Below are 23,628 nucleotides of genomic sequence, written 5' to 3'. Positions count from 1 at the left end.
TCCCATGAAACTGAATTTTCTGGGCGCTGCGCGCGAAGTCACCGGATCGTGCTTTCTGGTGGAGGGGCTCAACCTGCGCTTCCTGGTGGACTGCGGCATGGTTCAAGGCGGGCGCGCGGCGGCGGCGCGCAATCGGGAGTCGTTTCCGTTCGATCCGGCGTCGATCGATTTCGTGCTCCTGACCCATGCCCACATCGACCACAGCGGGCTGTTGCCCAAACTCACGCGCGCCGGATTCAAAGGAGCCATCTACACCACTCCCGCCACGGTTGATCTGCTGGGCGTGATGCTGCCCGACAGTGCCCACATCCAGGAGAGCGATGCAAAACGCAGTGCCAAAAGGTCCCGTGGAGAGGATGCGCTGCCGCCGCTGTATACGCTGCAGGATGCGCGCGAATGCCTGCAACAGGTGCGAGGCATCGAATACGACCGGGAGTTCGCGCCCCGTGTCGGAGTGCGCGCGCGCTTTCGCGATGCCGGGCACATCCTCGGGTCGGCCATCATCGAAGTCTGGGTCACCGAGCATGGCTACCCGACAAAACTGGTATTCAGCGGCGACCTGGGCCAGCCGGGGCGTCCGATATTGCGCGACCCGACACCCATCGAGGACGCCGACATCCTCGTCATCGAGTCCACCTATGGCAACCGTCAGCACAAGGACTTTTCGGCAACCGAAGAGGAGATGATCGGCATCGTCGAAAAGACCTTGTTCGAGCGCGGCGGCAACGTCATCGTGCCGGCCTTCGCGGTCGGTCGCACTCAGGAAGCCCTGTACCACCTGCACCGTCTCACCAGCGAGGGGCGGCTGCGGCAACCGAGGGTATTCGTCGATTCGCCGATGGCCACGGAAGCCACGCGCATCACGCGGGAACACCTTGAGCTGTTCGATGAGCACGCGAAGCGCTTGGCAGGATGGCACGCACGCGGCCAAAACCTGCCGTATCTGCATTTCACGGAAAGCGCAGAAGAGTCCATGGCGTTGAACCAGATTCGTTCGGGCGCCATCATCATTTCCGCCAGCGGCATGTGCGACGCGGGACGCATCCGGCACCACCTGCGCCACATTTGCCGCGCAAGGAATGCAGCGTCCTGTTCTCCGGCTTTCAGGCGCAGGGAACACTGGGCCGCCAACTGGTCGATGGCGCGGCGCGCGTGCGCATCTTCGGCGACGACATTCCGGTGCGCGCGGCGATCCACAGTGTGGATGGGCTCTCGGCGCACGCCGACCAAGCGGCCCTGCTGGCTTGGGCCCGAGGCTTCAAGCAAGCCCCTGAGCAAACCTTCGTGGTGCATGGGGAGCCGTCCGCCGCGCAGGCGTTTGCAGAACTTCTGCAACAGCAACTCGACTGGCAGGTCTCGGTGCCTGAACATGGCCAGGTGGTGCCCTGGCCGGATTTTCTGGCGCATCTTCCCGAGAACGCTTCACCAGACTCTGCCGAGCACACCTCACGCTCGGCTCGTGTGACAAGGAGAAGACCATGAAATTACGTGTTCCTCTAGCGATCCTGTGCCTGGTCTTGGTTGCTGCCCCTGCATTGGCCGACGATGACTGCGACGTTCCTGTGCAGTACTGGCAGTCGCGTGACGCCGCGCTACGGCATGCAGCCAGCCTGGGCTGGCAGGTGCAGCGCCTGAAGATCGACGACGGTTGCTATGAGATTCGCGGCCGCGATGCCCAGGGGCGTACCTTCAAGGCCAAGCTCGACCCCCAAACGCTGCGCGTGGTGAAGATGAAGTTGCGCAACGACGACGGTAACCACGAGCGCGAGCGCGAGCGCACGCGGGGCCGGGATGCCCCCGCACCCGCCACCGCCAACCCCATACCGTCCCCTGGCAACGTCCCCCGCGGCCAGATCGAATGATTCCCCCTGTCTACACCGGAGACCCACCATGTCCACCAGATTCCTGCTGACCACCGTGGCCGCCGCCTGCGCGCTGGCCTTGCCCGCCATGGCGCAGAGCCGCCCGGTCACGCTCTCGACCACCCTCAAGGACTACGGCGGCGATGGCGCCTACCTCGCCGTCTACCTCACCGACGCGAAGGGCGCCTACGTCCGCACGTTGTGGGTGGCCGGCGGCAAGGCCAAGTACTACAAGCACCTGGCAGACTGGAACCGCCTGTCGGCCGGCGACGCCAAGCGCCTGAATGGCGTGACCGGCGCCAGCGTGGGTGCGGGACGCACACTCAAGGTGACGGCCGAGTTGGCCGACGCGCTGATCGACGCGGGCTACGAGATCCGCATCGACGCTGCCGCAGAGGACATGCGGGACAGCCCGGCCGAAATCCGCGTGCCGCTGACGGCGACCGGCGCGGGCAAGCCGCAGGCCGGCAAGCAATACATCCAGTCATTCACCTATCAGTTGCAGTAAAGGGCCCACATGATCTGGCGATTCGCCCATCGATGGCTGGGCCTGGTGGCGGGTACGCTCGCGCTGGTGCTGAGCATCACCGGCACGCTGCTGGCGCTCGATCCATTGAACAACGCCATTCAGGCAGCCCCCACCGAGCCTGACATGCCGGTGGCCACTCTGGTGCAACGTGTACAGGCCACTGTCCCGGGAGCGGAGGAAATCCGCCGCCAGCCTTCCGGCGCCATCGTGGTGTATGCCTTCGAGGACGGGCAGGCTCGCGCGTTGCGCGTCGCCCCCGCCGACGGCCGGGTGCTGGGCAGCTACCAGCCCTCGCTCTTGCCGCGCTGGGTGAAGAACCTGCATCGTGCGCTGTTGCTGGACGATCCCGGGCGCGTCGCTGCGGCGGTGGTGGCGCTGGCCATGCTGGCGCTGTCGGTCTCGGGCCTAGTGCTGCTGCTGCGCCGCATGGGCGGCTGGCGACGCCTGGCAGGCCCGGTGCGCGGCACACTGGCGCAGCGCCTGCACGTGCTGGCCGGGCGGGTGGTGCTGGCGGTTCTGGCCCTGTCGGCGGTCGCCGCGCTCTACATGAGCGCAGCCACCTTCGGCTTGGTGCAGCTCGACGCTGAAGCGGAACCAGAGGTCGCATCCTCCCCCAACGGGCAGGCATCGCTGCCGGCGGGTCAGTTGCCGCTGCTGCAAGCCCTGCACGTGCAAGACCTGCGCAAGCTGAACGTACCCGCGGCCGACGACCCGCAGGACATCTGGAGCATCGTCACCGTCCAGGGCCAAGGCTGGGTGGATCGCTACAGCGGTCAGACCCTGGCCTGGCATGACACCACAACGGCGCAGCGCGTACACGACTGGGCGCTGCTGCTGCACACGGGCGACGGTGCCTGGGCCTGGGCCGTGGTGCTGGGTGCCATGGGCGCGAGCATCCCACTGTTCTGGGTCACGGGCGTGCTGCTGTGGTGGCAGGCGCGTCGCAGCCGGCCCGCCATCGAGGGCAACAGCCCGCTGGCGCAGGCCGACAGCCTGATCTTCGTCGCCAGCGAAAGCGGCAGCACCTGGGGTTTCGCCCAGGCCCTGCACACCGCGCTGGCAGCCGCGGGCCACCGCGTGCACACCACGGCGCTGGAGCACTGGCACGTGCCGCCGGCCGCGCGCCATGTCTACGTGCTGGCCGCCACCTATGGCGAAGGCCAAGCGCCCGCCCATGCCGCACGAGCGCTCGACGTCATCGCGCACCAGCCCGTCACCAGCGCGCAGGTGGCGGTGCTGGGTTTTGGCGACCGGCAGTTCCCCGCCTTCTGCGCTTTTGCCGAAGCGCTGGAGCAGACCCTGCTTGCCCAGGGCTGGAACCCGCTGCTGGCGCTGGAGCGCATTCACCAGCAGTCCGCGCAGGAGTTTGCCCGCTGGGGACAGTCGCTGGCGCAAGCCCTGGGCCAGCCTCTCTCGCTCGCCTACCAGCCGCGCCTGCCGCGCACCGCGGCACTCACGCTGGTGTCGCGGCAAGACTTCGCGGGGGGCGCGGGTGAGCCAGCGGCCATCCTGCGCTTTGCCTTGCCCGGCCGTGGCTTGCCGCGCTTCGTCGCCGGCGACCTGCTGGGCATCGTGCCACCGGGGGATCAACCGGTGCCGCGCTACTACTCGCTGGCCTCGGGCACGCGCGACGGCTTCGTTGAAATCTGCGTGCGCCGCATGCCGGGCGGCGTGTGCTCCAACTACTTGCATGGCTTGCAGCCGGGCGACAGTGCGCAGGCTTTCATCCGTCCCAATCCGGGCTTCGCGCTGCACGGCTCGCGCCAGCCCGTGCTGCTGATCGGTGCGGGTACGGGCGTGGCGCCACTGGCGGGCTTCATCCGGGGCAATGCGCGGCGCCGGCCCATGCATTTGTATTACGGCACACGTGATCCGGCGCGGGATTTTTACTTCGGTGAGGAACTTCAGGCTTGGCAGGCCGAGGGCCGCCTGGCCGATCTGCACACCACGTTCTCGCGCACGCCGGACGGCGGCGGCTATGTGCAGGATTCCCTGCGCCGCGACGCCGCACGGGTGCGCGACCTGTTGGCGCGCGGTGCCGTCGTGCGCGTGTGCGGCAGCCGTCCCATGGCGCAGGGGGTGGCGCAGGTGCTCGACGAGATACTGGATGGGCTGGGGTTGAGCGTGGCCCGGCTCAAGCAGCGTGAACGCTATGCCGAAGACCTGTTCTGATCCCCGGCGTCTGACACTGCACGGCCCCACCATGGGCACGCGCTGGTCCGTCACCTGCGACGCCGAGCCGGACGTGGATGCACCGGCCCTGCAACAGGCCCTGGCCGCCGCCGTGCTTCAGGTGGATGTGCAGATGTCGCCCTGGCTGCCCGACAGCGATCTGAATCGCCTCAATTGCGCGCCCCCCGCCGCCTGGCTGACGCTGCCACCGGAAATCCTGGAAGTGCTGGCCTGCGCGCTGGATATCGGCCGCCTGAGCCAGGGTGCGTTCGATCCGGCCGTGGGCGCGCTGGTCGATGCCTGGGGCTTCGGCGCGGCGCACGATGAACCCGATGCGGCGGCGATCCGTGCTGCCGTGTCAGCCTCTCGCCCGCCCACGCATGAAGCGCTGGAGCTGGACCGCACCGCCGGCCGTGCGCGCAAGCATGCGCCGTTGCAACTGGACCTGTGCGGCATCGCCAAAGGCTACGCTGTGGACCGCATGGTCGAGGCGCTGCGCCGGCACGGCGTACGCCACGCCCTGGCGGCGCTGGACGGCGAGCTGCGCGCCGTGGGCGGCCAGGCCAGCGGCCAGCCCTGGGCTGTGGCCGTGGAGAGCCCACAGGCCGGGCGCCGTGCGGTGCACAGTGTGGTCGAACTGCAGAACCTGGCCGTGGCCACCTCCGGTGACTACCGGCGCTATCTGGAGGTGGGCGGCGCACGCCTCTCGCACACCATGGATGCGCGCCGCGCCGCGCCCGTGCGCAACGATGTGGCCTCGGTCACGGTGCTGGCGTCGGCCTGCATGCACGCAGACGCCTGGGCCACGGCGTTACTGGTGGCCGGCCCCGATGAAGGGCTGGCGCTGGCGCGGCGCATGGGGCTGGAGGCGCTGTGGCTGCTGCGCCGCGACGGTGCGCTGGTGGAGATGGGGCTGGGACGGTTCGGCAATGCGCCTGTGCACGGGCATGACGACGAGGGGCGTTGATGATGAGCACTTTGCCTGAGTATGCCGATCGCTTGCGCGCCATCATCGAATCGCCTGCGTACCGCCTCGCGTATGAGGACGGTGATCTTCTCGCCCAGGACGATTTGCGTCCGCTGCGTCTCCAGCTCGAACTGCTCAAGCCCGAACGTGTCTTGCGTGAGCAAGGCGTGCGTTCGACCGTGGTGGTGTTTGGCAGTGCGCGCGTAAGCGATGCTGTCACCGCACGCGACCGGCTCGCTGTGCTGGAGCAGCAAGCGGGCACCATGCCGGGGAATCCAACGTTTGGGCGGGACCTGACCTTGGCCCGTCGCCGCGTGGAACAGGCACGCTATTACGAAGAGGCACAGCGCTTCGCCCAACTGATCTCTGCTCGTTTCCAGCAGGAGGGGCGGTGCGACTTCGTCGTCATCACCGGTGGCGGCCCCGGCATCATGGAAGCCGCCAATCGCGGTGCTTTCGATGCCGGGGCCCGCTCGATCGGCCTCAACATCACTTTGCCGCACGAACAAGCGCCGAACCCCTACATGTGTCCGGAGCTGGCGTTTCGGTTCCACTATTTCGCGCTGCGCAAAATGCATTTCTTGCTGCATGCGAAAGGTTTGGTGGCCTTCCCCGGTGGCTATGGAACGCTCGACGAACTGTTCGAGGTGCTGACCCTGATCCAGACCGGCAAGATGCAGCGGATTCCGGTGGTTCTGGTCGGCCGCGGCTTCTGGAGCCAAGCCGTTGATTTCGATCTTCTGCTCGACGAAGGCTACGTATCGCCATCCGATCTCGACTTGTTTACCTGCGTGGACAAAGCCGAGGAAATCATGGGTGCCTTGGAACGCTTTTACGTCGATAGAGCAACAGATGGCGCGCCATCATGATGCGCATCGGCAGCCTTCACGCGCGGCTGCCAAAGGCCAATGCGGCTGGCAGAGCCGGCTCGGCCTGGGTCGCAGGGCGATTAGATTCTGCACTATAAATCAAATCTTATGCTACTTTTCCTACAAGTTCTTGCGATAGCTCTAGGGGCTGATTGGATTCCGTGCTATTTTTATAGCATGGATGGAAATTCTAGGCACCAGGTAATCAAGCGGCTGCAGGCGGGACTCCCCCGCGGGGCGCCGTTCGACCTTGCCACCCTGAGCCAGTTCGGGGTGTCGCCCCAGCTCGCCGCCCACTATGCCGACGGCGGGTGGCTCGTGCGCCTGGCCCATGGCGTCTATGCCTTCCCGAACGATGAATTCGGGGTCTACGGTGCGCTGAAGTTCCTGCAACAGCGCGTGCCCGGCCTGCACGTCGGCGGCAAGAGCGCCCTGGCCCTGCAGGGCGTGCGGCACAACCTGGGCAGCCGGGAGACGCTGGTGCTGTGGGGCGACGGTCGTTTCGCGTTGCCCGCCTGGTTCACCTCGCGCTTTCCGGCCCGGTACGTCCACGCCCGCCTGTTCGACTGGCCGGACACGGTGCTGGCCAGCAAGACCCTGACCACGCCGCCTGGCCTGCCCGAGGATCTGCGGGCGGCTGCCTCCGAGCGTGCCATTCTGGAGCTGCTGTACGAAGCCGGCGTCAAGCAGAGCCTCGAAGAGGCCCGCAACATCTTTGATGGACTGCGTTCCCCCCGCAAGGACTTGCTCGGGCAACTGCTGTCCTGCTGCACCAGCGTGAAGGCCGTGCGCCTGTTCCTCACCTGGGCGCGCGAGACCAGCCTCGTGGATGTCGACGCCCTGCTGGAGCAGTACCCGGTTCGCACCGGCAGCAACACGCGCTGGATGAGCCGGCTCGATGACGGCACCCTGCTGAGCCTGAAACCTCATGGATAAGACCTACGCGGACACCGTTCGCCTGCTGCTGGCCGTCGCGCCCAACGTGTTCGCCAACGACATCTTCGCCATGAAGGGCGGCACGGCCATCAACCTCTTCGTGCGGGACATGCCGCGCCTGTCGGTGGACATCGACGTGGTGTACCTCCCGTGGCAGACGCCGCGCGACGAAGCGCTGCAAGCCATCAACCAGGAGCTGGCCGCCATCGCCACGCGCGTTGCACCGCTGGGCGTGCAGACACGCCTGGTTCGCGCCAAGGACCTGGGGGACACCAAGCTGATCGTCGATAACGACGCCAACCAGGTGAAGATCGAGGTCAACGTCGTGTTCCGAGGCAGCGTGCTGCCCGTCGAGCGGCGGCCGCTGAGCGCCAAGACCAGCGATCTGTTCGGCGTCGAGTTCGAGCTGCCGATTCTGGCACCGGACGAGCTGTACGCCAGCAAGCTGGTGGCCGCGCTGGATCGGCAGCACCCCCGCGACCTGTTCGACGTGTGGCAGCTCTACGAATCGGGCGACATCAGCGACGGCATGGTCGAGTGCTTCGTGATCTATCTGGCGGGCCACAACCGGCCGCCCCACGAAGTGCTGTTCGGCAACGACAAGGACATCGCCGGCGAGTACGAACGGGCCTTTGTCGGTATGGCCGAAGTGGACTGCCCCTTGGATACGCTGCTGGACGCTCGCGCGCAGTTGCGACGCGAGTTGCAGCAACGGCTGACGAAGGCGCACAGGCGGTTCCTGAGCGGTCTGGTACGCGCAGAACCGGACTGGTCGCTGGTGCAATGCCAGCACGCCGCGCAACTGCCGGCACTGCGCTGGAAGCTCAACAACCTGGAGACCTTTCGCAAGAAGCGCCCCAAGGACTTCGCCGCGCAAGCCGCTGCGCTCGATGCCGGCCTGGGCCAGATCTGAAGCGGAGGCAGAAGTATTCCCGGCTTGCCGGGGTTGCCCCATGCCGCATTGATTGCGGCACGCGACACGCGCTGCCCCTATACCCAAAGGCTTCCGAAAAGGCCGCAAGGGCTGGGAAAGGGCAAGGGAACGGAGCCAAGGGGAAAGGCCCTACCCGAAAAGGCCAAAAGGCACCCCTGAGCAGCCCCTCATCCGAGGTTCGTCATGCTCTCGCTGTTCCAGCGCAAACGGGTGCCACCCACCGCCGGCACACCGCCCACATCCGCCATCGAAACTCCAAAAGGGTTGATGCGGCCGGAGTCGGCCGCATCGCTGCTGGCGACGCCGCGTCGACAGAAACTGCTGGAACACATCTGGCAGCGCACATCGCTCTCGCGCCGACAGTTCGCCACGCTCTACCTCGCCCCACTGGAGCGCTACGCCGAGTTGGTCCAGCAGTTCCCGGCCTCCGAGAACCACCACCACGCCTATCCGGGCGGCATGCTGGACCACGGCCTGGAGATCGTCGCCTATGCGCTGAAGCTGCGGCAGTCATACCTGCTACCTGCGGGCGTCACGCCGGAGGCACAGGCGGCCCAGGCCGAAGCCTGGACCGCAGGCACGGCCTACGCGGCCTTGCTGCACGACATCGGCAAGATTGCGGTCGATCTGCACGTCGAGCATGCCGACGGCAGCGTCTGGCATCCCTGGCACGGCCCGCTGCGAAAGCCCTACCGCTTCCGTTACCGAAAGGAGCGCGAGCACCGCCTGCACAGCGCCGCCACCGGGCTGCTCTACGTGCGCCTTCTCGATCGGGACATCTTCGACTGGCTCAGCGGCTATCCCGACCTCTGGGCCGCGCTGCTGTACGTGCTGGCCGGCCAGTACGAGCACGCCGGCACGCTCGGCGAGCTGGTCGTGCAGGCCGACCAGGCATCGGTCGCCCAGGAACTCGGCGGCGATCCCAGCAAGGCGCTGGTGGCGCCCAAGCATGCTCTGCAACGCAAATTGCTCGACGGCTTGCGCTACCTGCTCAAGGAAGCGTTCAAGCTGAACCAGGCCGGCCCGGCGGACGGTTGGCTGACCCAAGACGCCTTGTGGCTGGTGAGCAAGACCGTCTCCGACAAGCTGCGCGCACATCTGCTATCGCAAGGCATCGACGGCATTCCGGCGAGCAACACGGCGGTGTTCAACTTGCTGCAGGATCACGGCATCGTGCAGCCAACGCCGGATGGCAAGGCGATCTGGAAGGCTTCTGTCACCAGCGACGCCGGCTGGTCGCACGCCTTCACCTTCCTGAAACTCTCGCCGGCGATGATCTGGGATGCCGCTGACCGGCCGGCGCCGTTCGCAGGCCGTGTGCAGGTCGAGGAGGAACAGGCGGAGCCGCAGGCGCCGGCGGTGGCCGATGGGCCGCGCGCCGAAGGCATCGAAGCTGCATCCGCGAGCGCGGCGCCGATCGCATCCACAGCCACGGATGCCGGCGTGGCCGCGCTGCTCGACCTGCTGGGCGACACCGCTCCACCCGCGACACCGGAGATCCCGAGTTCCCCTGTTGCCGAGCCCGAGCCGGCCCCTTCGACCATGCCCCCGCCGCAGATGAGCCTCGCGTCTTCCCAGGATCGCGCGGAGCCCTCCGGGGCGCACTTCATGGCCTGGCTGCGTCAGAGCATCCAGACGCGCAAGCTCATCATCAACGACGCCAAGGCCCTGGTGCATACCGTCGCCGGTACGAGCTACCTCGTCAGCCCCGGCGTGTTCCAGCGCTACGCGCAGGAGTACCTTCAAGTCGCCGCGCTGGCCAAGCAGGAGAAGCTGGAGGGGTGGCAGTGGGTACAGAAACGCTTCGAGAAGCTGGGACAGCACCGCAAGCAGCCGAGCGGGCTGAACATCTGGACCTGCGAAGTCACGGGGCCGCGCAAGTCGCGCCGGCTGCACGGCCACCTGCTCGTCAGCCCGGATGCGCTGTTCCAGGAGACGCCGCCAGACAACCCATACCTGCGGCTCGTCAACGAGGCCGCAAAGCGCGAAGATTCAGCCCTTGGGGGCAAGGCCGACGATCAGGCGTAGGCATGCGACCGCTGTGCGGGCCGGCTTTAATCTGCGGATGGGGCCGACTCTGCCAGCTTGGCTTCGGTCAGAGTCATCAAGTGGGCGGAACTGCATTTCAGCGCACGGGCGATCTTGAGGATGAGAGGGAGCGTGGGGACATGCTCGCCGCGCTCGATCTTGCCCATGTGCGACCGTTCGATGCCGGCCATGTGGGCCAGCGTTTCCTGAGCGATACCCTGGTTGGTTCTTTCTTCCCGCACGGCAGCCCCAAACGCGATGGCTGGTTCCGCTTCGTAGGTAGTGGTGCCGGTGGGGCGGCCCCTTTGGATCGAACGCTTTGGCATTGCCAAGAGCGTCGAACACGGTCACGATTTAAACCACGTTAAACTTAACTCATTCAACGGATTCGAGATCAGTTGCCACGAGTTCACCGCCTGGGGGGAGCTGGACGTGGAATCGAGTGACATCACCGCCGAAATTCGCATGGCCGTCCTCGGCGAATGGGTGCCTCCCCAGCTCGCCGACGTGCTCGCCCTGCAGCGTGCCGAAGAGCCGGAGACTCATGCCGTCCTGGCCGGCTGGACAGATCCCGGTCGAGGCGCGGAGCTGCCGGGCGACGGCTTCGACTTCGCCTTGTCTGCGGTTGCCCGGCAGTGGCCTGGCTGGGTATGCGAGCCGCTGTGGCATGACACGCTGGCGGTCGCCGTGGCCAAGCGCTCCCACCTGCTGGCCTACCGTGAAGTGCCGTGCCAGGAAGTGCTCAAGCAGCCGTTGATCTGCTCGCAGTCCACGGCCGATGAACCATGGCGCATGACCATGCAGCGCGTGTTCGAGAACGCGCTGCAGGAGCGGGAGCAAACGGTGGAGACATTCGATGTGGTGATGACGCTGGTTGCCGCCGGGTACGGGATCACCATTGCGCCCGCCGCGAGACTGGCGAGCTACCTACGCCGAGGCATCGCCATGCGGCCGCTGGCCGGCGCACCAACGATCGTGATGGCTTACCTGCTCCGTCGCGAGGCTTCCTTGTCGGACACCCAGGCAAGATTCGCCCACCGCGCGCGCTTGGTGTCCTGACGGACGCGTGGGGATCGCGGTTTCGCCACGACCCCGCATTCCTGCTGCTAGGCGACCCCGACTCGCGGCGGGGTCCATTCGCTCTCCTTCACGGCTGTGCTCACCGCTATGACGAGCTTGTCGAGATTGCCGGCCGTCACGCCCTCCAGTGCCGAACGCCCCCGCAGCATCGAGCGCGGTTGCAGCAGTGCATGGTAGATCTGCCAGGGGTCCGCACCCCTGGTCAGCTTCAGGACGGACTGGATCAGCTCGTGCTTGAGTGGGTCGAGGTGCCAGTCCGGCACGCGCTGGCCGCGATTGCCTACGTTCAACGCCAGCAAGTTGCCCGCCTTGATCTCGTAGCTGATCCACCTGCGGGACTTGCCCGCCATCTTGGCAAACGCCGCGACGGGAAGGTTGTGCGGCGCTTCGAAGACATCGAACAGTTCCATCCTCTCGCGCTGAATGTCAGAAGGCACCAGCGGCGCGGCCGACCGAGGGGGCGGAACCGCCGGCAGCCGATGTGCGGCGGCAGAAACCAACGGCATGGCGTCGCCGGGCTTCGTCACGAGCAGGATTGGCGAAGCGGCAACCGGCGTGGAGGGTGCGCTTGCGGTTTGCTCATTCGGGAACGCGGGCACGCCTTCCAGATGCACGGTGAGCGGCATGCTGGCCGCCTCGACCTGGTTCTGCTCGAAGAGGTCGAGCCGATCGGCCCAGTCCTGCATCATGCGGCGACGCTGTTCCACGTACTCGGCATGGTTGTAGGTCGCGCTGACCTTGTTGGGATCGACATGCGAGAGCTGTGCATCCACCCAGACCTTCGGGTAGCCGATCTCGTTGAGCGCAGTGGACATCGTGCCGCGGATGCCGTGTCCGGTCAGGCGTTCCTGATAGCCCATGCGTTTGAGCGCACCATTGAGCGTGTTCTCGCTGATGCGCTTCTTCAAGTCGCTGTCGTGCCGGAACAGGTGGCGCTGGGCCGGCTTGAACTCATCCAGCAGGTGCCGGACGATCTCCATGGCCTGAATCGGCAGCGGCACGATGTAGGGCGGGATGTCCTTTGGCTGCTGCCGCTTCTTGCGCATATCCAACTGGAGTTGCTTCACGACGTCGGGCGGGATGATCCACAGCCCACGGTCCAGATCGAATTGATCCGGCGTCGCCTGTCGCAGCTCGCCGGTTCGCACGCCGGTCAGCAGCAATAGCCGCAGCCCGAGCTGGGTCTGCCGCCTGCCGCGATAGCTGCGCAGCCGCTGCAACAGCTTCGGCAGCTCGGCCATGCGCAGGAACGGGTTGTGGTTGACGGGTGGCAGCGGCAGCGCCACCACATCGAGATCGGAGGCGGGGTTTTGCTCCAGGCCCGGCACGATCACCAGCGCGTAGCGAAACAGTTGGTTGAACCACGTCCTGACTTTCTCGGCGACGGAGAGTGCCCTGCGCTTCTCGATCTTGGCGATCACCTCCAAGAGGTCGGGACGCTTGATCTCATAGACCGACCGCTTGCCCAAGGTGGGCAACACATCCTTGTCGAAGATCCGTGGAAGTATCGAGAGGGTCGTCTGCCGGCCTTCCTTGAGGCTGAGCCCGCGATGCTTGAGCCACTTGCGATACACCGCCTCGAAGGTGTTTTCGTCGGCGAGCCGGACAGCGGTGCGCTTCTGCTTGCGGTGAACGCGAGGATTGGTGCCTTTGGCCAGCAGGGCGCGCGCTTCGTCGCGCAGGCTGCGGGCCTCGCGAAGCGTCACCTCCGGGTAGGTGCCGAGCGACATCCGCTTCTGCTTGCCCGCCCAGTAGTAGCGGAAGTGCCAAGTCCTGCCCCCTGCAGCCGTGACGGCCAGGGAGAGGCCATCCAAGTCAGGGAGGGTGTATGCCTTGCCAGTTGCCTTGGCCTGCCGAACGGCCAGGTCTGAGAGTGCCATGCTCTTGCTCCTGAACATGAGTCAGGAACCAGATGCTGGTCACGTCGACCTCGCCCCTCCATCAACAATCCGGAATCAGCCGCGCCCGCAAAAATGGACTTGTTTGTGGACTTAAAAGTCCCGGCTGTAGGCGGATCGCAGTGGACCACGGCAGAACGTCAAAGAGAGGAAAAGTCTTTGTGGAGCAATGACTTGCAGACTCTCTTGGACTTCTGCGGAAGTCCGCAGAATGATGCAGTGGAGCGGGTGAAGGGAATCGAACCCTCGTATGCAGCTTGGGAAGCTGCCGTTCTACCATTGAACTACACCCGCATCAGCCGTCATGCATCGACCGCGCTTGCCGCTAAGGCGACCGCATGCAGCGGTGCGTGCGTGGCAGGTATTGCAGCAGCATCGGCGGCTTTCTGTACCGCACCCGATCAATGCTGTCGCCGCAGGCGCTGCGGCATTGAACTGCACCTGTATGACGGCCGATCATAGCCAGTGATCGAACAGGCGGCAATCGCCGCGTGCAGGCTTCAAGGAGGCTCCCATGCGCATCGTGTTGAACGGTGAACCCCATGCCCTGGACGGGCAGATCAGCGTTGCCGGGCTGCTGGCACATCTGGGCTTTGGCGAACGCCGCGTGGCGGTCGAAGTGAACCGCGAGATCGTGCCGCGCAGCCGCCATGATTCACATCTGTTGAACGACGGCGACCAGGTCGAACTGGTGCACGCCATGGGTGGCGGTTGAGGCCGGATCGCCGCGCAACACTTCCGCGCACTGCGGCCGGAGCCGGTTTTCAGGGATAATCAAACAATGCAAGAAAACAACCACTCCGACCCCCTGCTGATCGCAGGCCGCAGCTATCGTTCGCGTCTGCTCACCGGCACCGGCAAGTTCAAGGATCTGGACGAAACCCGGCGTGCCACCGAGGCCGCCGCCGCCCAGATCGTCACGGTGGCGATCCGCCGCACCAACATCGGCCAGAACCCGGACGAACCGAATCTGCTGGACGTGCTGCCGCCCGAGCACTACACCATTCTTCCCAACACCGCCGGCTGCTACACCGCCGAGGAATCGGTCCGCACCCTACGCCTGGCACGCGAGTTGCTGGACGGCCACACCCTGGTCAAGCTGGAAGTGCTGGGCGACAGCAAGACCCTGTACCCGGACGTGGTGCAGACGCTGAAAGCCGCCGAGATGCTGGTGGCCGATGGTTTCCAGGTGATGGTCTACACATCCGACGATCCGATCCTGGCCAAGCGTCTGGAAGAAATCGGCTGCGTCGCGGTGATGCCGCTGGCGGCGCCGATCGGTTCCGGCCTGGGCATCCAGAACCGCTACAACCTGCTGGAAATCATCGAGAACGCGAAGGTGCCGATCATCGTGGATGCCGGTGTCGGCACCGCCTCGGACGCAGCAATCGCGATGGAGCTTGGCTGCGACGGCGTGCTGATGAACACCGCAATCGCCGGCGCACAGGATCCGGTGCTGATGGCACATGCAATGAAACTTGCGGTCGAGGCCGGGCGCGCCGCCTTCCGTGCCGGTCGCATTCCGCGCAAGCGCTACGCCAGCGCCTCCTCGCCGCTGGACGGAGTGATCGGATGACAGCTGCCGGACCTGACCCGTCCACGCCGCTGCAGGGTCGCCCGATCCGCAGTTTCGTGCTGCGCCAGGGCCGGCTGACGCCGTCGCAGGAGCGCGCGTTCGAGCAGCACTGGGCGCGCTACGGGCTGGAACCGGCCGGCACGCCGCGTGATTTCGATGCGGTGTTCGGGCGCCAGGCCGACCGGGTCGTGGAAATCGGTTTCGGCAACGGCCAGGCGCTGCATTTTGCCTCCAGCAACGAGCCGCAACGCGACTTCATCGGCATCGAAGTGCACCGCCCCGGCGTCGGTCGCCTGCTGAATGCGCTGGCCGAGGACGGTGCGGACAATGTGCGGGTCTACAACCACGATGCGGTCGAAGTGCTGGAGCGCGATATCACCGATGCCAGCCTGGCCGAGATCCGCATCTGGTTTCCCGACCCGTGGCACAAGAAGCGTCACTCCAAGCGCCGCCTGATCCAGCCCGCTTTCGCGCGGCTGCTGGCACGCAAGCTCGCGCCCGGCGGCCTGCTGCACCTGGCCACCGACTGGGAACCCTACGCCGAGCACATGTGGGACGTGCTCGATGCACTGCCGGAATTCGAGAACCGCGCCGGTGAGCGCGGCTACTTCCCGCGCCCGAGCTGGCGCCCGGAAACCCATTTCGAACGGCGCGGTCTGCGCCTGGGACACGGCGTCTGGGATCTGCTCTACCTGCGCCGCCACGATCCATGAGGTACCGGCGCCGTCATCGCAGCGGTGGCCCACGGGCCGGTGCGGTGGCGCGCGCGATGCTGCCCGGAGGCTCGGGCTGAACAATGGATCTGGAGCTGGCCGACAGCGGGGCGGTCCTGAGCATCGAGATGATGCTGGTGCTGGCGCTGGTCGGCTTCACGATGGTGATGTTCGTCTGGGAGAAGCTGCGCAGCGATGTCACCGCGCTGCTGGTGCTGGTGATGCTCGGGCTCACCGGGCTGGTGCCTTCGGAGCAGATCTTCCAGGGATTCGCCGGTACCGCGGTGATCAGCGTGATGGCCACGATGGTGCTCAGCGCCGGGCTTGACCGCACCGGCCTGCTGAATCGCATCGCAATCTGGCTGCTGCGCCGCTCCAAGGGGCTGGAAGAGCGCTTGATCCTGTACGCCTCGGCCACCGCCGGGCTGACCTCGGCCACGATGCAGAATCCCTCCGTAATGGCGCTGTTCCTGCCGGTGGTCTCGCGCCTGTCCGGGCGCAGCGGCGTGGCGCTGGCGCGGGTGATGCTGCCGGTGGCGGTGTGCATCGTGCTGGGCGGCACCCTGACGATGGTCGGCAACTCGCCGCTGATCATGCTCAACGACCTGCTGGCCCAGGCCAACCGCAACCTGCCCTCGGGCGTGGCCACGCTGAACCCGCTGCCGATGTTCGCGCCGACGCCGGTGGGGCTGGCGCTGCTGGCGATGGGACTACTGTATTTTCGCCTGTTCGGTCGCCGCCTGCTCGGCGGGCTGGCCGACAAGAGCGTGACGCCGGCACGTACCGAAAGCTATTTCGCGCGCACCTACGGCATCGCCGGCGACGTGTTCGAACTGACCGTCACCGCCGAAAGCCCGCTGGTGGGCATGTCGATCGGCGAGGCCGAGGCGCAGAAGGGCGCGCCGCTGCTGCTGGCGCTCAAATCCGGCAACGAATCGCGTCTGGCGCCACCGACCGACCAGATGATCTGGGTTGGCAGCGTGCTGGGCGTGATGGGCACGCGCGAACAGGTATCCGACTACGCGCAGAACAACCTGCTGCGGATGCAGACCCGGCTGCGCCATTTCGGTGATCTGTTCAATCCCAGCCGCGCCGGCATTTCCGAAGCAGTGATCCCGCCGACCTCGCGTTTCATCGGCCAGGTGCTGGGCGATCTGCATCTGCGCCGCAGCCACGGCATCAGCGTGCTGGCGGTGTATCGCGGCAATGAGGTCTACCGCGAGGACTACCGCAAGATGACGCTGCGCGCCGGCGACATGCTGGTGTTCCACAGCATCTGGCGCGATCTGGCCAAGGCTGCGGCGAACCGGGATTTCGTCGTGGTCACCGATTTTCCGAAGGAAGAACAGCGCCCGCACAAGCTGTGGCTGGCGATCGCGATCTTCGGGCTGGCAATCGCGCTGGCGGTCAGTCACCAGGTCGCGGTGCCGGTGGCGCTGATGGGCGGCGCGGTGGCGATGGTGCTGGCCGGGGTGCTGAACATGGACGAGGCCTACGGCGCGATCAACTGGAAGACGGTATTCCTGATGGCCGGCCTGATCCCGCTGGGCTGGGCGGTGGAATCCTCCGGCCTGGCCGCCTATCTGGCGCAGGGCATGCTCGACCGCCTCGGCGAGGTGCCGATCTTCGTGCTTCAGGCCTCGCTGGCGATGCTGACCGTGGTGCTGGGACTGGTGGTCAGCCATGTCGGTGCCACCGCGATCATGGTGCCGATCGCGATCAACGTGGCGATTTCCGCCGGCGGGCCGCCGCTCTCGTTCGCGCTGATCGTGGCGCTGGCGGCGTCCAATAATTTCCTCAGCGTCTCCAACCCGGTGCTGGCGATGGCCTCCGGCCCGGCCGGTTATCGCGCCTGGGATCTGATCCGGGTCGGCCTGCCGCTGACCTTCCTGTACCTGGCCGTGGTGCTGGGCATGGTCAACCTGATCCGCTGACCTTGCACGCTGCCCGGATTCCGGGGATCAAAACGCTTCTGTTCAGGCCGGATCGATCCACAGCTGGCCGTCGCGCAGCTCGCTGGACACTTCACTCAGTGACTGGCCGCGGCACGGGCCGGATACGCAGTCACCCTGTGGAATCGTGAAGCAGGCGCCGTGTGCGGCGCACACCAGCAGGCCCTGATCGACCAGAAAACGCCCCGGCGCCAGCTCCAGACTGCGCCCGGCATGCGGGCAGACATTGTGGAATACCCGCACCTGCTCGCCTTGGCGCAAGACCAGCAGCGAGCTGTCCTCGCCACCAACCACGGCGCGGATTTCATGCACCCCGCCCTCGGGCAGGGTGTCCAGCGATGCAACGAAAATGAACGACATGATGGGATTCGGGTCACTTGTGATGCCGCGCAGCGACCCCGATACTCGGACAACGGAGCGCGGCATTCTGCCATGCCAAGGACATTGCGATGCGACCTTTCATGTTTTCCCTGAACCCTCCCCGGCACCCGCTGGCGCGTCTGGCGCTGGGGCTGGCCGGGCTGGTGCTGCTGGGAATGTTCACCGCCTTCGGGCTGATCGTCGCGGCGGCGGTGGTGCTGGGCTATGCGGTCCGTCGCCTGCTGCTGGGCCTGCGCGGAGTGCCGCCGGGCGCCACCCGCCCGGTTGATCCGAACGTGATCGAAGGCGAGTTCTCGGTGGTGGAAAAGACCCGGCATACGCTGCACCGGCACTGAGCCGGCGCTGACCGCCCCGCTTCGGAGTGTGTTCCGACCCCAAGCCCCAGCGCGGCCAGGACCACTCCCGAAAAAGTGTTGCGTTGTGGTTAGCCGCTTCACCAAAGACGCCTGCAGAAAAACCACCGCTTCTGGCGTCCGACCACACTCCGTTCCCCGCGGGCTTGCGTGCGATCCCGTGCCTGCGTCTGGCTGCGAAAAGCCCGGCACAGACACTCGTCAACGCGCAATTTCCGACTGCCGCATGCCCGGCAGGTTTTCCAGTCGCTGCGCGTGTGCCAGGGTGAGGCGGAAGCAACTGCCGCCGGCCATCGGCACGAACTCCAGCCGGGCCTGGTTGGCATCGCACAACTGCCGCGCGATGTAGAGCCCCAGGCCGTTGCCATGCTCATGCGTGGTGACGAAGGGCTCGAAGATCGTCGCGGCCACTTTCGGCGGAATGCCGGGGCCGCGATCGATGACTTCCACCAGCGTCGGCCCGCCCTCGTTCATCCGGCGGGCAGTAACGGTGATGCGCGCCGGCTCGCCCGGCAGGTGGCCATGGTTGATCGCATTCTGCACCAGACAGCTGAGCACCTGGTCCAGTTGCTGCGGATCGACCATCGCGTTCAGGTGCTTGCCCTGCGCCACCGCACGCAGTTCGGTGCCTTCCAGATAGTGGTTGGCGCGGTATTCCTCGACGAAGCGCGGCACCCACTGCCCCAGATCCAGCGATTCGGGCCGCGAGCGCTCGCGCCGTGACAGGTTCAGCACGTTCTCGATGATGCCGTTCATGCGCTGGCAGTGGTTCAGCACGATCTCCACCAGGCGCCGGTCAGCCTCGGGCAAGTCAGGTGACTCTTCCAGCAACTGCGCCGAATAGCTGATCGCCGCCAGCGGGTTGCGGATTTCGTGCGCGATGCTGGCCGAAAGCCGGCCGAGGTTGGACAGCGTCATTTCCTCGGCCCGCCGCGCCAGCACCGAGGTATCGTCCAGGAAGATCACGAACAACTCGTTGTTGGCCTCCAGCCGGGCGAAACGCGGGATCACCTCCGGCACGTCCTCGCCCAGTTTCAGCGCCCGGCCGTCATTACGGTCGTTGTCCATGCGCCACTGGAACAGGCGCTGCGCCAGCTCCGGCGCGATATCGCCCAGCGCCAGCATGCCGCCACTGGGCTGCCCGACCAGATGCCAGGCGGCCTCGTTGTAGAGGTGGACGGTGCCGGCCACGTCCACCACCAGCACGCCGGTGCGCATGCGTCGGATGATCAGCTCGTTGATCTGCGCCAGGCTGGCCACTTCCACGCTGCGCTGTTCGGCCAGTGCATGGGTGGCGCGCATCTGTCCGCCGATCAGGTCGCCGAGCCTGGCCATCGCCAGATAGCCCGCCGCGCAGACCAGGATTTCGATCAGCGTGCGCCGGTCCAGCCCGTCGGCCATGCGCGAGAACACGTATTCCACCAGCAGCAGCACGCCGGCCGCCACCGCCAGCGTCAGCGTGGTGCGCAGCGGCAGCAGGATCGAAGCCGCGCCGAAGGTCACGATCAGCGCCATCGCGATGCCAGTCTGCAGATGCGTGACCGAATGCACCATCAGCAAGGTGGCGACGATGTCCAGCACCACGCCGGCTACCACCTGGCCGTACAGCGGCTGGTGCGCACGGCGTCCGTGCAACAGCAGCAGCATCGACACCACCAGATAACTGGCGGCCACCGCCGAGGCCAGCAGCGGCCGGCTCAGCGTGACCCAGTCGTCCGGCAACGAACCGAACGCCAGCAGTGCGAACAACGCCGCCACCAGGGCGCGGTACAGGGTGAAGAAATACAGTTCGCGCCGCAGCGCTTCGTCGCCGGAACGGCTCTGGCTCTCATCTTCGTCGCGCAGCGCGATCTCGCTCATCCCCCGCCCCGGCCCTTGTTGACACTTCGTCACAGTATCGCGCGTTTTGCCTTTGCCCGGCGCGTCCATCAAAATGGGCGGCCCGTTCCGGCCCTCGCGGCCCTGGCAACGGCGTGGCGTCGGCCTTCCGGCCCCGCCCTCCCTCTCCTACCTTCCCACAAGGTGATGCATGAACTTCCACGAGTATCAGGCCAAGGAACTGTTCGCCCGGTACGGCATTCCGGTTCCGGCCGGAAAGACCGCCACCACGCCGGATGAAGCCGTTGCGGCCGCCAAATCCATCGGAGGCGACTTCTGGGTCGTCAAGGCGCAGATCCACGCCGGCGGGCGCGGCAAGGCCGGCGGCGTCAAGCTCGCCAAGACCCTGGACGAGGTCAAGCAGTACGCCTCGGCCATGCTCGGCACGCGCATGGCCACCTACCAGTCCGCCGGTGTCGAACTTCCGATCGACAAGGTGCTGGTGACCCAGGCCACCGACATCGCCAAGGAGCTGTACCTGTCGCTGCTGGTGGACCGCTCCACCCGTTCGATCACCTTCATCACCTCCAGCGAGGGCGGTGTCGACATTGAACAGGTCGCCGCTGAAACCCCGGAAAAGATCCAGACCCTGCACGTCAATTACGTCCAGGGCCTGCAGCCGTTCCAGTGCCGCCAGGTCGGCTTCGCGATGGGCCTGACCGCCAAACAGGTTGGCCAGCTCACCAAGCTGATGATGGGCCTGTACAAGCTGTTCAATGAAAAGGATCTGGCGCTGGTCGAACTGAACCCGCTGGCGATCCTGACCAACGGCGATCTGGCCGTGCTCGACGGCAAGGTCAATTCCGACGACAACGCCACCTTCCGCCACGCCGATCTGGCTGCGATGCGCGACATCCGCCAGGAAGACGAAACCGAAGTCGCTGCCAGCCAGCACGATCTGAACTACGTGACCATGGACGGCAACATCGGCTGCATGGTCAACGGTGCCGGTCTGGCCATGGCCACGATGGACGTGATCCAGCTGGAAGGCGGCTCGCCGGCCAACTTCCTCGACGTCGGCGGCGGCGCCACCAAGGAACGCGTGACCGAAGCCTTCAAGCTGATCCTGTCCTCGGACAAGGTCAAGGCGATCTTCGTCAACATCTTCGGCGGCATCGTGCGCTGCGACATGATCGCCGAAGGCATCATCGCCGCGGTCAAGGAAGTGGACGTCAAGGTGCCGGTCATCGTGCGCCTGGAAGGCACCAACGTGGAGAAGGGCAAGGAGTTGCTGAAGAACTCCGGCCTGGCGATCACGCCTGCCGACGACATCAACGACGGCGCCCGCAAGGCCGTCGCCGCCATCGCAGCCTGAGGACACGACACCATGAGCGTACTGGTCAACAAGAACACCAAGGTGATCGTGCAGGGCTTCACCGGCCAGCAGGGCACCTTCCACGCCGAGCAGATGCTCGACTACGGCACCAAGGTCGTCGGCGGCGTCACGCCCGGCAAGGGCGGTACCGAACACCTGGGCCTGCCGGTCTTCAACACCGTGGTCGATGCGGTCGAGGAAACCGGCGCCAACGCCTCGGTCATCTACGTGCCGCCCCCGTTCGCGGCCGACGCGATCCTGGAAGCGGCCGATGCCGGCATCCAGGTCATCGTCTGCATCACCGAAGGCATCCCGGTGCTGGACATGCTGCGGGTCAAGAACGTGCTCGCCGGCTACGACGATGTCGTGCTGATCGGCCCGAACTGCCCCGGCGTCATCACCCCGGGCGAATGCAAGATCGGCATCATGCCCGGCCACATCCACAGCGTCGGCAAGGTCGGCATCGTGTCGCGTTCCGGCACCCTCACCTATGAAGCGGTCAAGCAGACCACCGCCGCCGGGCTGGGCCAGTCCACCGTGATCGGCATCGGTGGCGATCCGATCCAGGGCATGAACTTCATCGACGCGCTGCGTCTGTTCCAGGACGACCCGCAGACCGAAGGCATCATCATGGTCGGCGAAATCGGCGGCAGCGCCGAGGAAGAAGCCGCGCAGTTCATCTCCGAGTACGTCACCAAGCCGGTGGTCGGCTTCATCGCCGGCGCCTCGGCCCCGGAAGGCAAGCGCATGGGCCACGCCGGTGCCATCGCCTCGGGTGGCAGCGGCACCGCCGCCGGCAAGTTCGCCGCGCTGGAGGAAGCCGGCGTCACCACGGTGAAATCACCCGGTGATCTGGGCGCTGCGATCGCCAAGCGCCTGGCCTGACCGCCACACCGATGCAGCACCCGAAGGGCCGCCATGTGCGGCCCTTCGTTTTTTCGGTGGAACCGCATCCTTACCACCGCCGGGCATGACACCTGACCCATGCAGCAGCGCAGGCGCGCCCGTACAATCGGCCGATTCTGCGTGTCCGATGCGATCGCAGGCATAGTCCGGTTGTCAGCCTGGAGCCCAACTTCGCACTTCCGGTCACACCGGGCCGCCTGCCTACAAGGAAGTCCCATGCTGCAACAACTTCGCGTCCGCAGTCTCGTGCTGCTCCTGACCGTCCTGCTCGCCGGCTGCGGCAAGGACGGCCCGGCTTCCGGCGGCCAGGCCGCGCTGCCGCCGCTGGTCACCGCCGGCACGGTGGAACAGGTGTCATGGCAGGACGAAATCCAAGCCCTGGGCACGGCGCAAGCCAATGAATCGGTCACGTTGACCGCCAAAGTCACCGAAACCGTGACCCGGGTGAATTTTCAGGATGGCGATTTCGTCGAAGCCGGTGACGTGCTGGTGGATCTTTCCGGCCGCGCCGAAGTGGCGCAACTGGAAGCCGCGCAGGCCACCTTTGTGGAGGCCAGCAAGCAATACGACCGCCTGGCGGAATTGGTGAAACAGGGCACCATCCCGCGCAGTCAGCTCGATACCCAGCTCTCGGTACGCGATGCCGCGCGCGCGCGCGCCGACGCGATCCGCGCGGCGCTGGCCGACCGCATCATCAGCGCGCCCTTCGCCGGCGTGCTGGGCTTCCGCCAGGTCAGCCCCGGCGCACTGGTGACACCGGGCACGGTGATCAGCACGCTGGACGACATCCGCACCATCAAGCTCGATTTCCCGATACCGGAAAACCACCTTGGCCAGGTCGACAGTGGCGATGTGATCCAGGCGCACAGCAACGCCTTTCCGGAGCAAACATTCGAAGGCCGGGTCAGCGCGGTGGATTCGCGCGTGGACCCGCTGACCCGTGCAATCACCGTGCGTGCCGAACTTCCGAACCCCGAAGCGCTGCTGCGCCCCGGCATGCTGTTGTCGGTACGCCTGCTGCAGGACCGGCGCAATACCCTGGCGGTGCCGGAAATCGCCGTCGTGCAGGTCGGCACGCGTGCCCTGCTGTATCGCATCCGTGATGACCTGACGGTGGAACAGGTGACCGTCCAGCTGGGTGCGCGCCGCAGCGGCCAGGTCGAAGTGACCTCCGGCGTCAGTGCCGGCGACAGCATCGTGGTCGATGGCACCGGCAAGCTGCGCGACGGCGCCCGCGTGCGCCTGCCCGAAACGGCGAACGCGCAGTGAGCACCTGCGG

General features: G+C 66.2%; 22 protein-coding genes, 1 tRNA gene and 1 pseudogene. 19 read left to right on the top strand and 5 right to left on the bottom strand.

Going from position 1 to position 23,628, the window contains the following annotated elements:
• Window positions 1–4: 4 nt before the first annotated feature.
• The 10 genes and pseudogenes from WDB66_RS01985 to mobH form a co-directional block, all read left to right on the top strand.
• Window positions 5–1,021, top strand: a pseudogene (locus WDB66_RS01985) (MBL fold metallo-hydrolase); the annotation flags it as partial.
• Complete coding sequence (locus WDB66_RS15190; protein ID WP_489670808.1) at window positions 913–1,482, top strand: MBL fold metallo-hydrolase RNA specificity domain-containing protein; 570 nt, start codon at window positions 913–915, stop codon at window positions 1,480–1,482. The pseudogene WDB66_RS01985 and the gene WDB66_RS15190, both read left to right, overlap by 109 nt.
• Window positions 1,479–1,862, top strand: a complete 384-nt coding sequence (locus WDB66_RS01980; protein WP_298431663.1) for a PepSY domain-containing protein — start codon at window positions 1,479–1,481, stop codon at window positions 1,860–1,862. Before WDB66_RS15190 ends, WDB66_RS01980 begins: the two co-directional genes overlap by 4 nt.
• Before the next feature lie 28 nt (window positions 1,863–1,890).
• Window positions 1,891–2,370 carry a DUF2271 domain-containing protein gene (locus WDB66_RS01975; RefSeq protein ID WP_339396744.1) on the top strand — a complete coding sequence of 160 codons (480 nt, stop codon included), beginning with the start codon at window positions 1,891–1,893 and terminating at the stop codon, window positions 2,368–2,370.
• A 9-nt stretch (window positions 2,371–2,379) separates the two neighbouring features.
• Window positions 2,380–4,563 carry a PepSY domain-containing protein gene (locus WDB66_RS01970; protein WP_339396743.1) on the top strand — a complete coding sequence of 728 codons (2,184 nt, stop codon included), beginning with the start codon at window positions 2,380–2,382 and terminating at the stop codon, window positions 4,561–4,563.
• A complete protein-coding gene (locus WDB66_RS01965) occupies window positions 4,544–5,530 on the top strand; it encodes an FAD:protein FMN transferase (protein ID WP_298431684.1) in 987 nt (328 codons plus the stop codon). Before WDB66_RS01970 ends, WDB66_RS01965 begins: the two co-directional genes overlap by 20 nt.
• 2 nt (window positions 5,531–5,532) lie before the next feature.
• Complete coding sequence (locus tag WDB66_RS01960; RefSeq protein WP_339396742.1) at window positions 5,533–6,399, top strand: LOG family protein; 867 nt, start codon at window positions 5,533–5,535, stop codon at window positions 6,397–6,399.
• Window positions 6,400–6,576: 177 nt separating this feature from the next.
• Window positions 6,577–7,335 carry a type IV toxin-antitoxin system AbiEi family antitoxin domain-containing protein gene (locus WDB66_RS01955; protein ID WP_339396741.1) on the top strand — a complete coding sequence of 253 codons (759 nt, stop codon included), beginning with the start codon at window positions 6,577–6,579 and terminating at the stop codon, window positions 7,333–7,335.
• The gene (locus WDB66_RS01950; RefSeq protein WP_339396740.1) at window positions 7,328–8,248 is read left to right on the top strand and encodes a nucleotidyl transferase AbiEii/AbiGii toxin family protein; all 921 of its coding nucleotides are present in this window, start codon (window positions 7,328–7,330) and stop codon (window positions 8,246–8,248) included. Before WDB66_RS01955 ends, WDB66_RS01950 begins: the two co-directional genes overlap by 8 nt.
• 204 nt (window positions 8,249–8,452) lie before the next feature.
• On the top strand, window positions 8,453–10,297 hold the full coding sequence (mobH, locus tag WDB66_RS01945; protein WP_339396739.1) for a MobH family relaxase: 1,845 nt from the start codon (window positions 8,453–8,455) through the stop codon (window positions 10,295–10,297).
• 26 nt (window positions 10,298–10,323) lie between these two features.
• Here the strand turns inward: mobH and WDB66_RS01940 are convergent, their stop codons facing one another.
• Window positions 10,324–10,623: a helix-turn-helix domain-containing protein gene (locus WDB66_RS01940; RefSeq protein ID WP_003282197.1), complete on the bottom strand. Its 300-nt coding sequence runs from the start codon at window positions 10,621–10,623 to the stop codon at window positions 10,324–10,326.
• 106 nt (window positions 10,624–10,729) lie between these two features.
• Here WDB66_RS01940 and WDB66_RS01935 point away from each other — a divergent pair, with 106 nt between their 5' ends.
• Entirely contained in the window at window positions 10,730–11,356 is a 627-nt protein-coding gene (locus tag WDB66_RS01935; RefSeq protein WP_339396738.1) for a LysR substrate-binding domain-containing protein, read from the top strand.
• 47 nt (window positions 11,357–11,403) lie between these two features.
• Here WDB66_RS01935 and WDB66_RS01930 read toward each other — a convergent pair whose 3' ends face one another.
• Window positions 11,404–13,257, bottom strand: coding sequence for a tyrosine-type recombinase/integrase (locus WDB66_RS01930; protein WP_339396737.1), 1,854 nt, complete (start codon window positions 13,255–13,257; stop codon window positions 11,404–11,406).
• Between the two features lie 238 nt (window positions 13,258–13,495).
• Window positions 13,496–13,569, bottom strand: a tRNA-Gly gene (locus tag WDB66_RS01925).
• Window positions 13,570–13,789: 220 nt separating this feature from the next.
• Here WDB66_RS01925 and thiS point away from each other — a divergent pair.
• The 4 genes from thiS (at window position 13,790) to WDB66_RS01905 (ending at window position 17,498) form a co-directional block, all read left to right on the top strand.
• Window positions 13,790–13,990: a sulfur carrier protein ThiS gene (thiS, locus tag WDB66_RS01920; protein WP_339396736.1), complete on the top strand. Its 201-nt coding sequence runs from the start codon at window positions 13,790–13,792 to the stop codon at window positions 13,988–13,990.
• A gap of 66 nt (window positions 13,991–14,056) precedes the next feature.
• On the top strand, window positions 14,057–14,851 hold the full coding sequence (locus tag WDB66_RS01915; RefSeq protein WP_339396735.1) for a thiazole synthase: 795 nt from the start codon (window positions 14,057–14,059) through the stop codon (window positions 14,849–14,851).
• Entirely contained in the window at window positions 14,848–15,564 is a 717-nt protein-coding gene (trmB, locus tag WDB66_RS01910; protein WP_339396734.1) for a tRNA (guanosine(46)-N7)-methyltransferase TrmB, read from the top strand. Before WDB66_RS01915 ends, trmB begins: the two co-directional genes overlap by 4 nt.
• 83 nt (window positions 15,565–15,647) lie before the next feature.
• Complete coding sequence (locus WDB66_RS01905; RefSeq protein WP_339396733.1) at window positions 15,648–17,498, top strand: SLC13 family permease; 1,851 nt, start codon at window positions 15,648–15,650, stop codon at window positions 17,496–17,498.
• A 42-nt stretch (window positions 17,499–17,540) separates the two neighbouring features.
• Here the strand turns inward: WDB66_RS01905 and WDB66_RS01900 are convergent, their stop codons facing one another.
• Window positions 17,541–17,876, bottom strand: a complete 336-nt coding sequence (locus tag WDB66_RS01900) for a Rieske (2Fe-2S) protein (protein ID WP_339396732.1) — start codon at window positions 17,874–17,876, stop codon at window positions 17,541–17,543.
• Window positions 17,877–17,965: 89 nt separating this feature from the next.
• On the opposite strand from WDB66_RS01900, the gene WDB66_RS01895 reads away from it, so the two are divergent.
• A complete protein-coding gene (locus WDB66_RS01895; protein WP_339396731.1) occupies window positions 17,966–18,232 on the top strand; it encodes a hypothetical protein in 267 nt (88 codons plus the stop codon).
• Between the two features lie 219 nt (window positions 18,233–18,451).
• Here the strand turns inward: WDB66_RS01895 and WDB66_RS01890 are convergent, their stop codons facing one another.
• Window positions 18,452–20,110, bottom strand: a complete 1,659-nt coding sequence (locus WDB66_RS01890) for a sensor histidine kinase (RefSeq protein ID WP_339396730.1) — start codon at window positions 20,108–20,110, stop codon at window positions 18,452–18,454.
• A 169-nt stretch (window positions 20,111–20,279) separates the two neighbouring features.
• Here WDB66_RS01890 and sucC point away from each other — a divergent pair, with 169 nt between their 5' ends.
• From sucC to WDB66_RS01875, 3 genes are all read left to right on the top strand, one after another.
• Window positions 20,280–21,443, top strand: a complete 1,164-nt coding sequence (sucC, locus tag WDB66_RS01885; protein ID WP_339396729.1) for an ADP-forming succinate--CoA ligase subunit beta — start codon at window positions 20,280–20,282, stop codon at window positions 21,441–21,443.
• 12 nt (window positions 21,444–21,455) lie between these two features.
• Window positions 21,456–22,328 carry a succinate--CoA ligase subunit alpha gene (sucD, locus tag WDB66_RS01880; protein WP_339396728.1) on the top strand — a complete coding sequence of 291 codons (873 nt, stop codon included), beginning with the start codon at window positions 21,456–21,458 and terminating at the stop codon, window positions 22,326–22,328.
• A gap of 237 nt (window positions 22,329–22,565) precedes the next feature.
• Complete coding sequence (locus tag WDB66_RS01875; RefSeq protein ID WP_339396727.1) at window positions 22,566–23,618, top strand: efflux RND transporter periplasmic adaptor subunit; 1,053 nt, start codon at window positions 22,566–22,568, stop codon at window positions 23,616–23,618.
• Window positions 23,619–23,628: the final 10 nt, after the last annotated feature.

Source organism: Denitratimonas organivorans, assembly GCF_037478135.1.
Classification (GTDB): domain Bacteria; phylum Pseudomonadota; class Gammaproteobacteria; order Xanthomonadales; family Xanthomonadaceae; genus Denitratimonas.
Note: the sequence above shows the minus strand (reverse complement) of the source record. Positions and strands in the feature narration are given on the sequence as shown.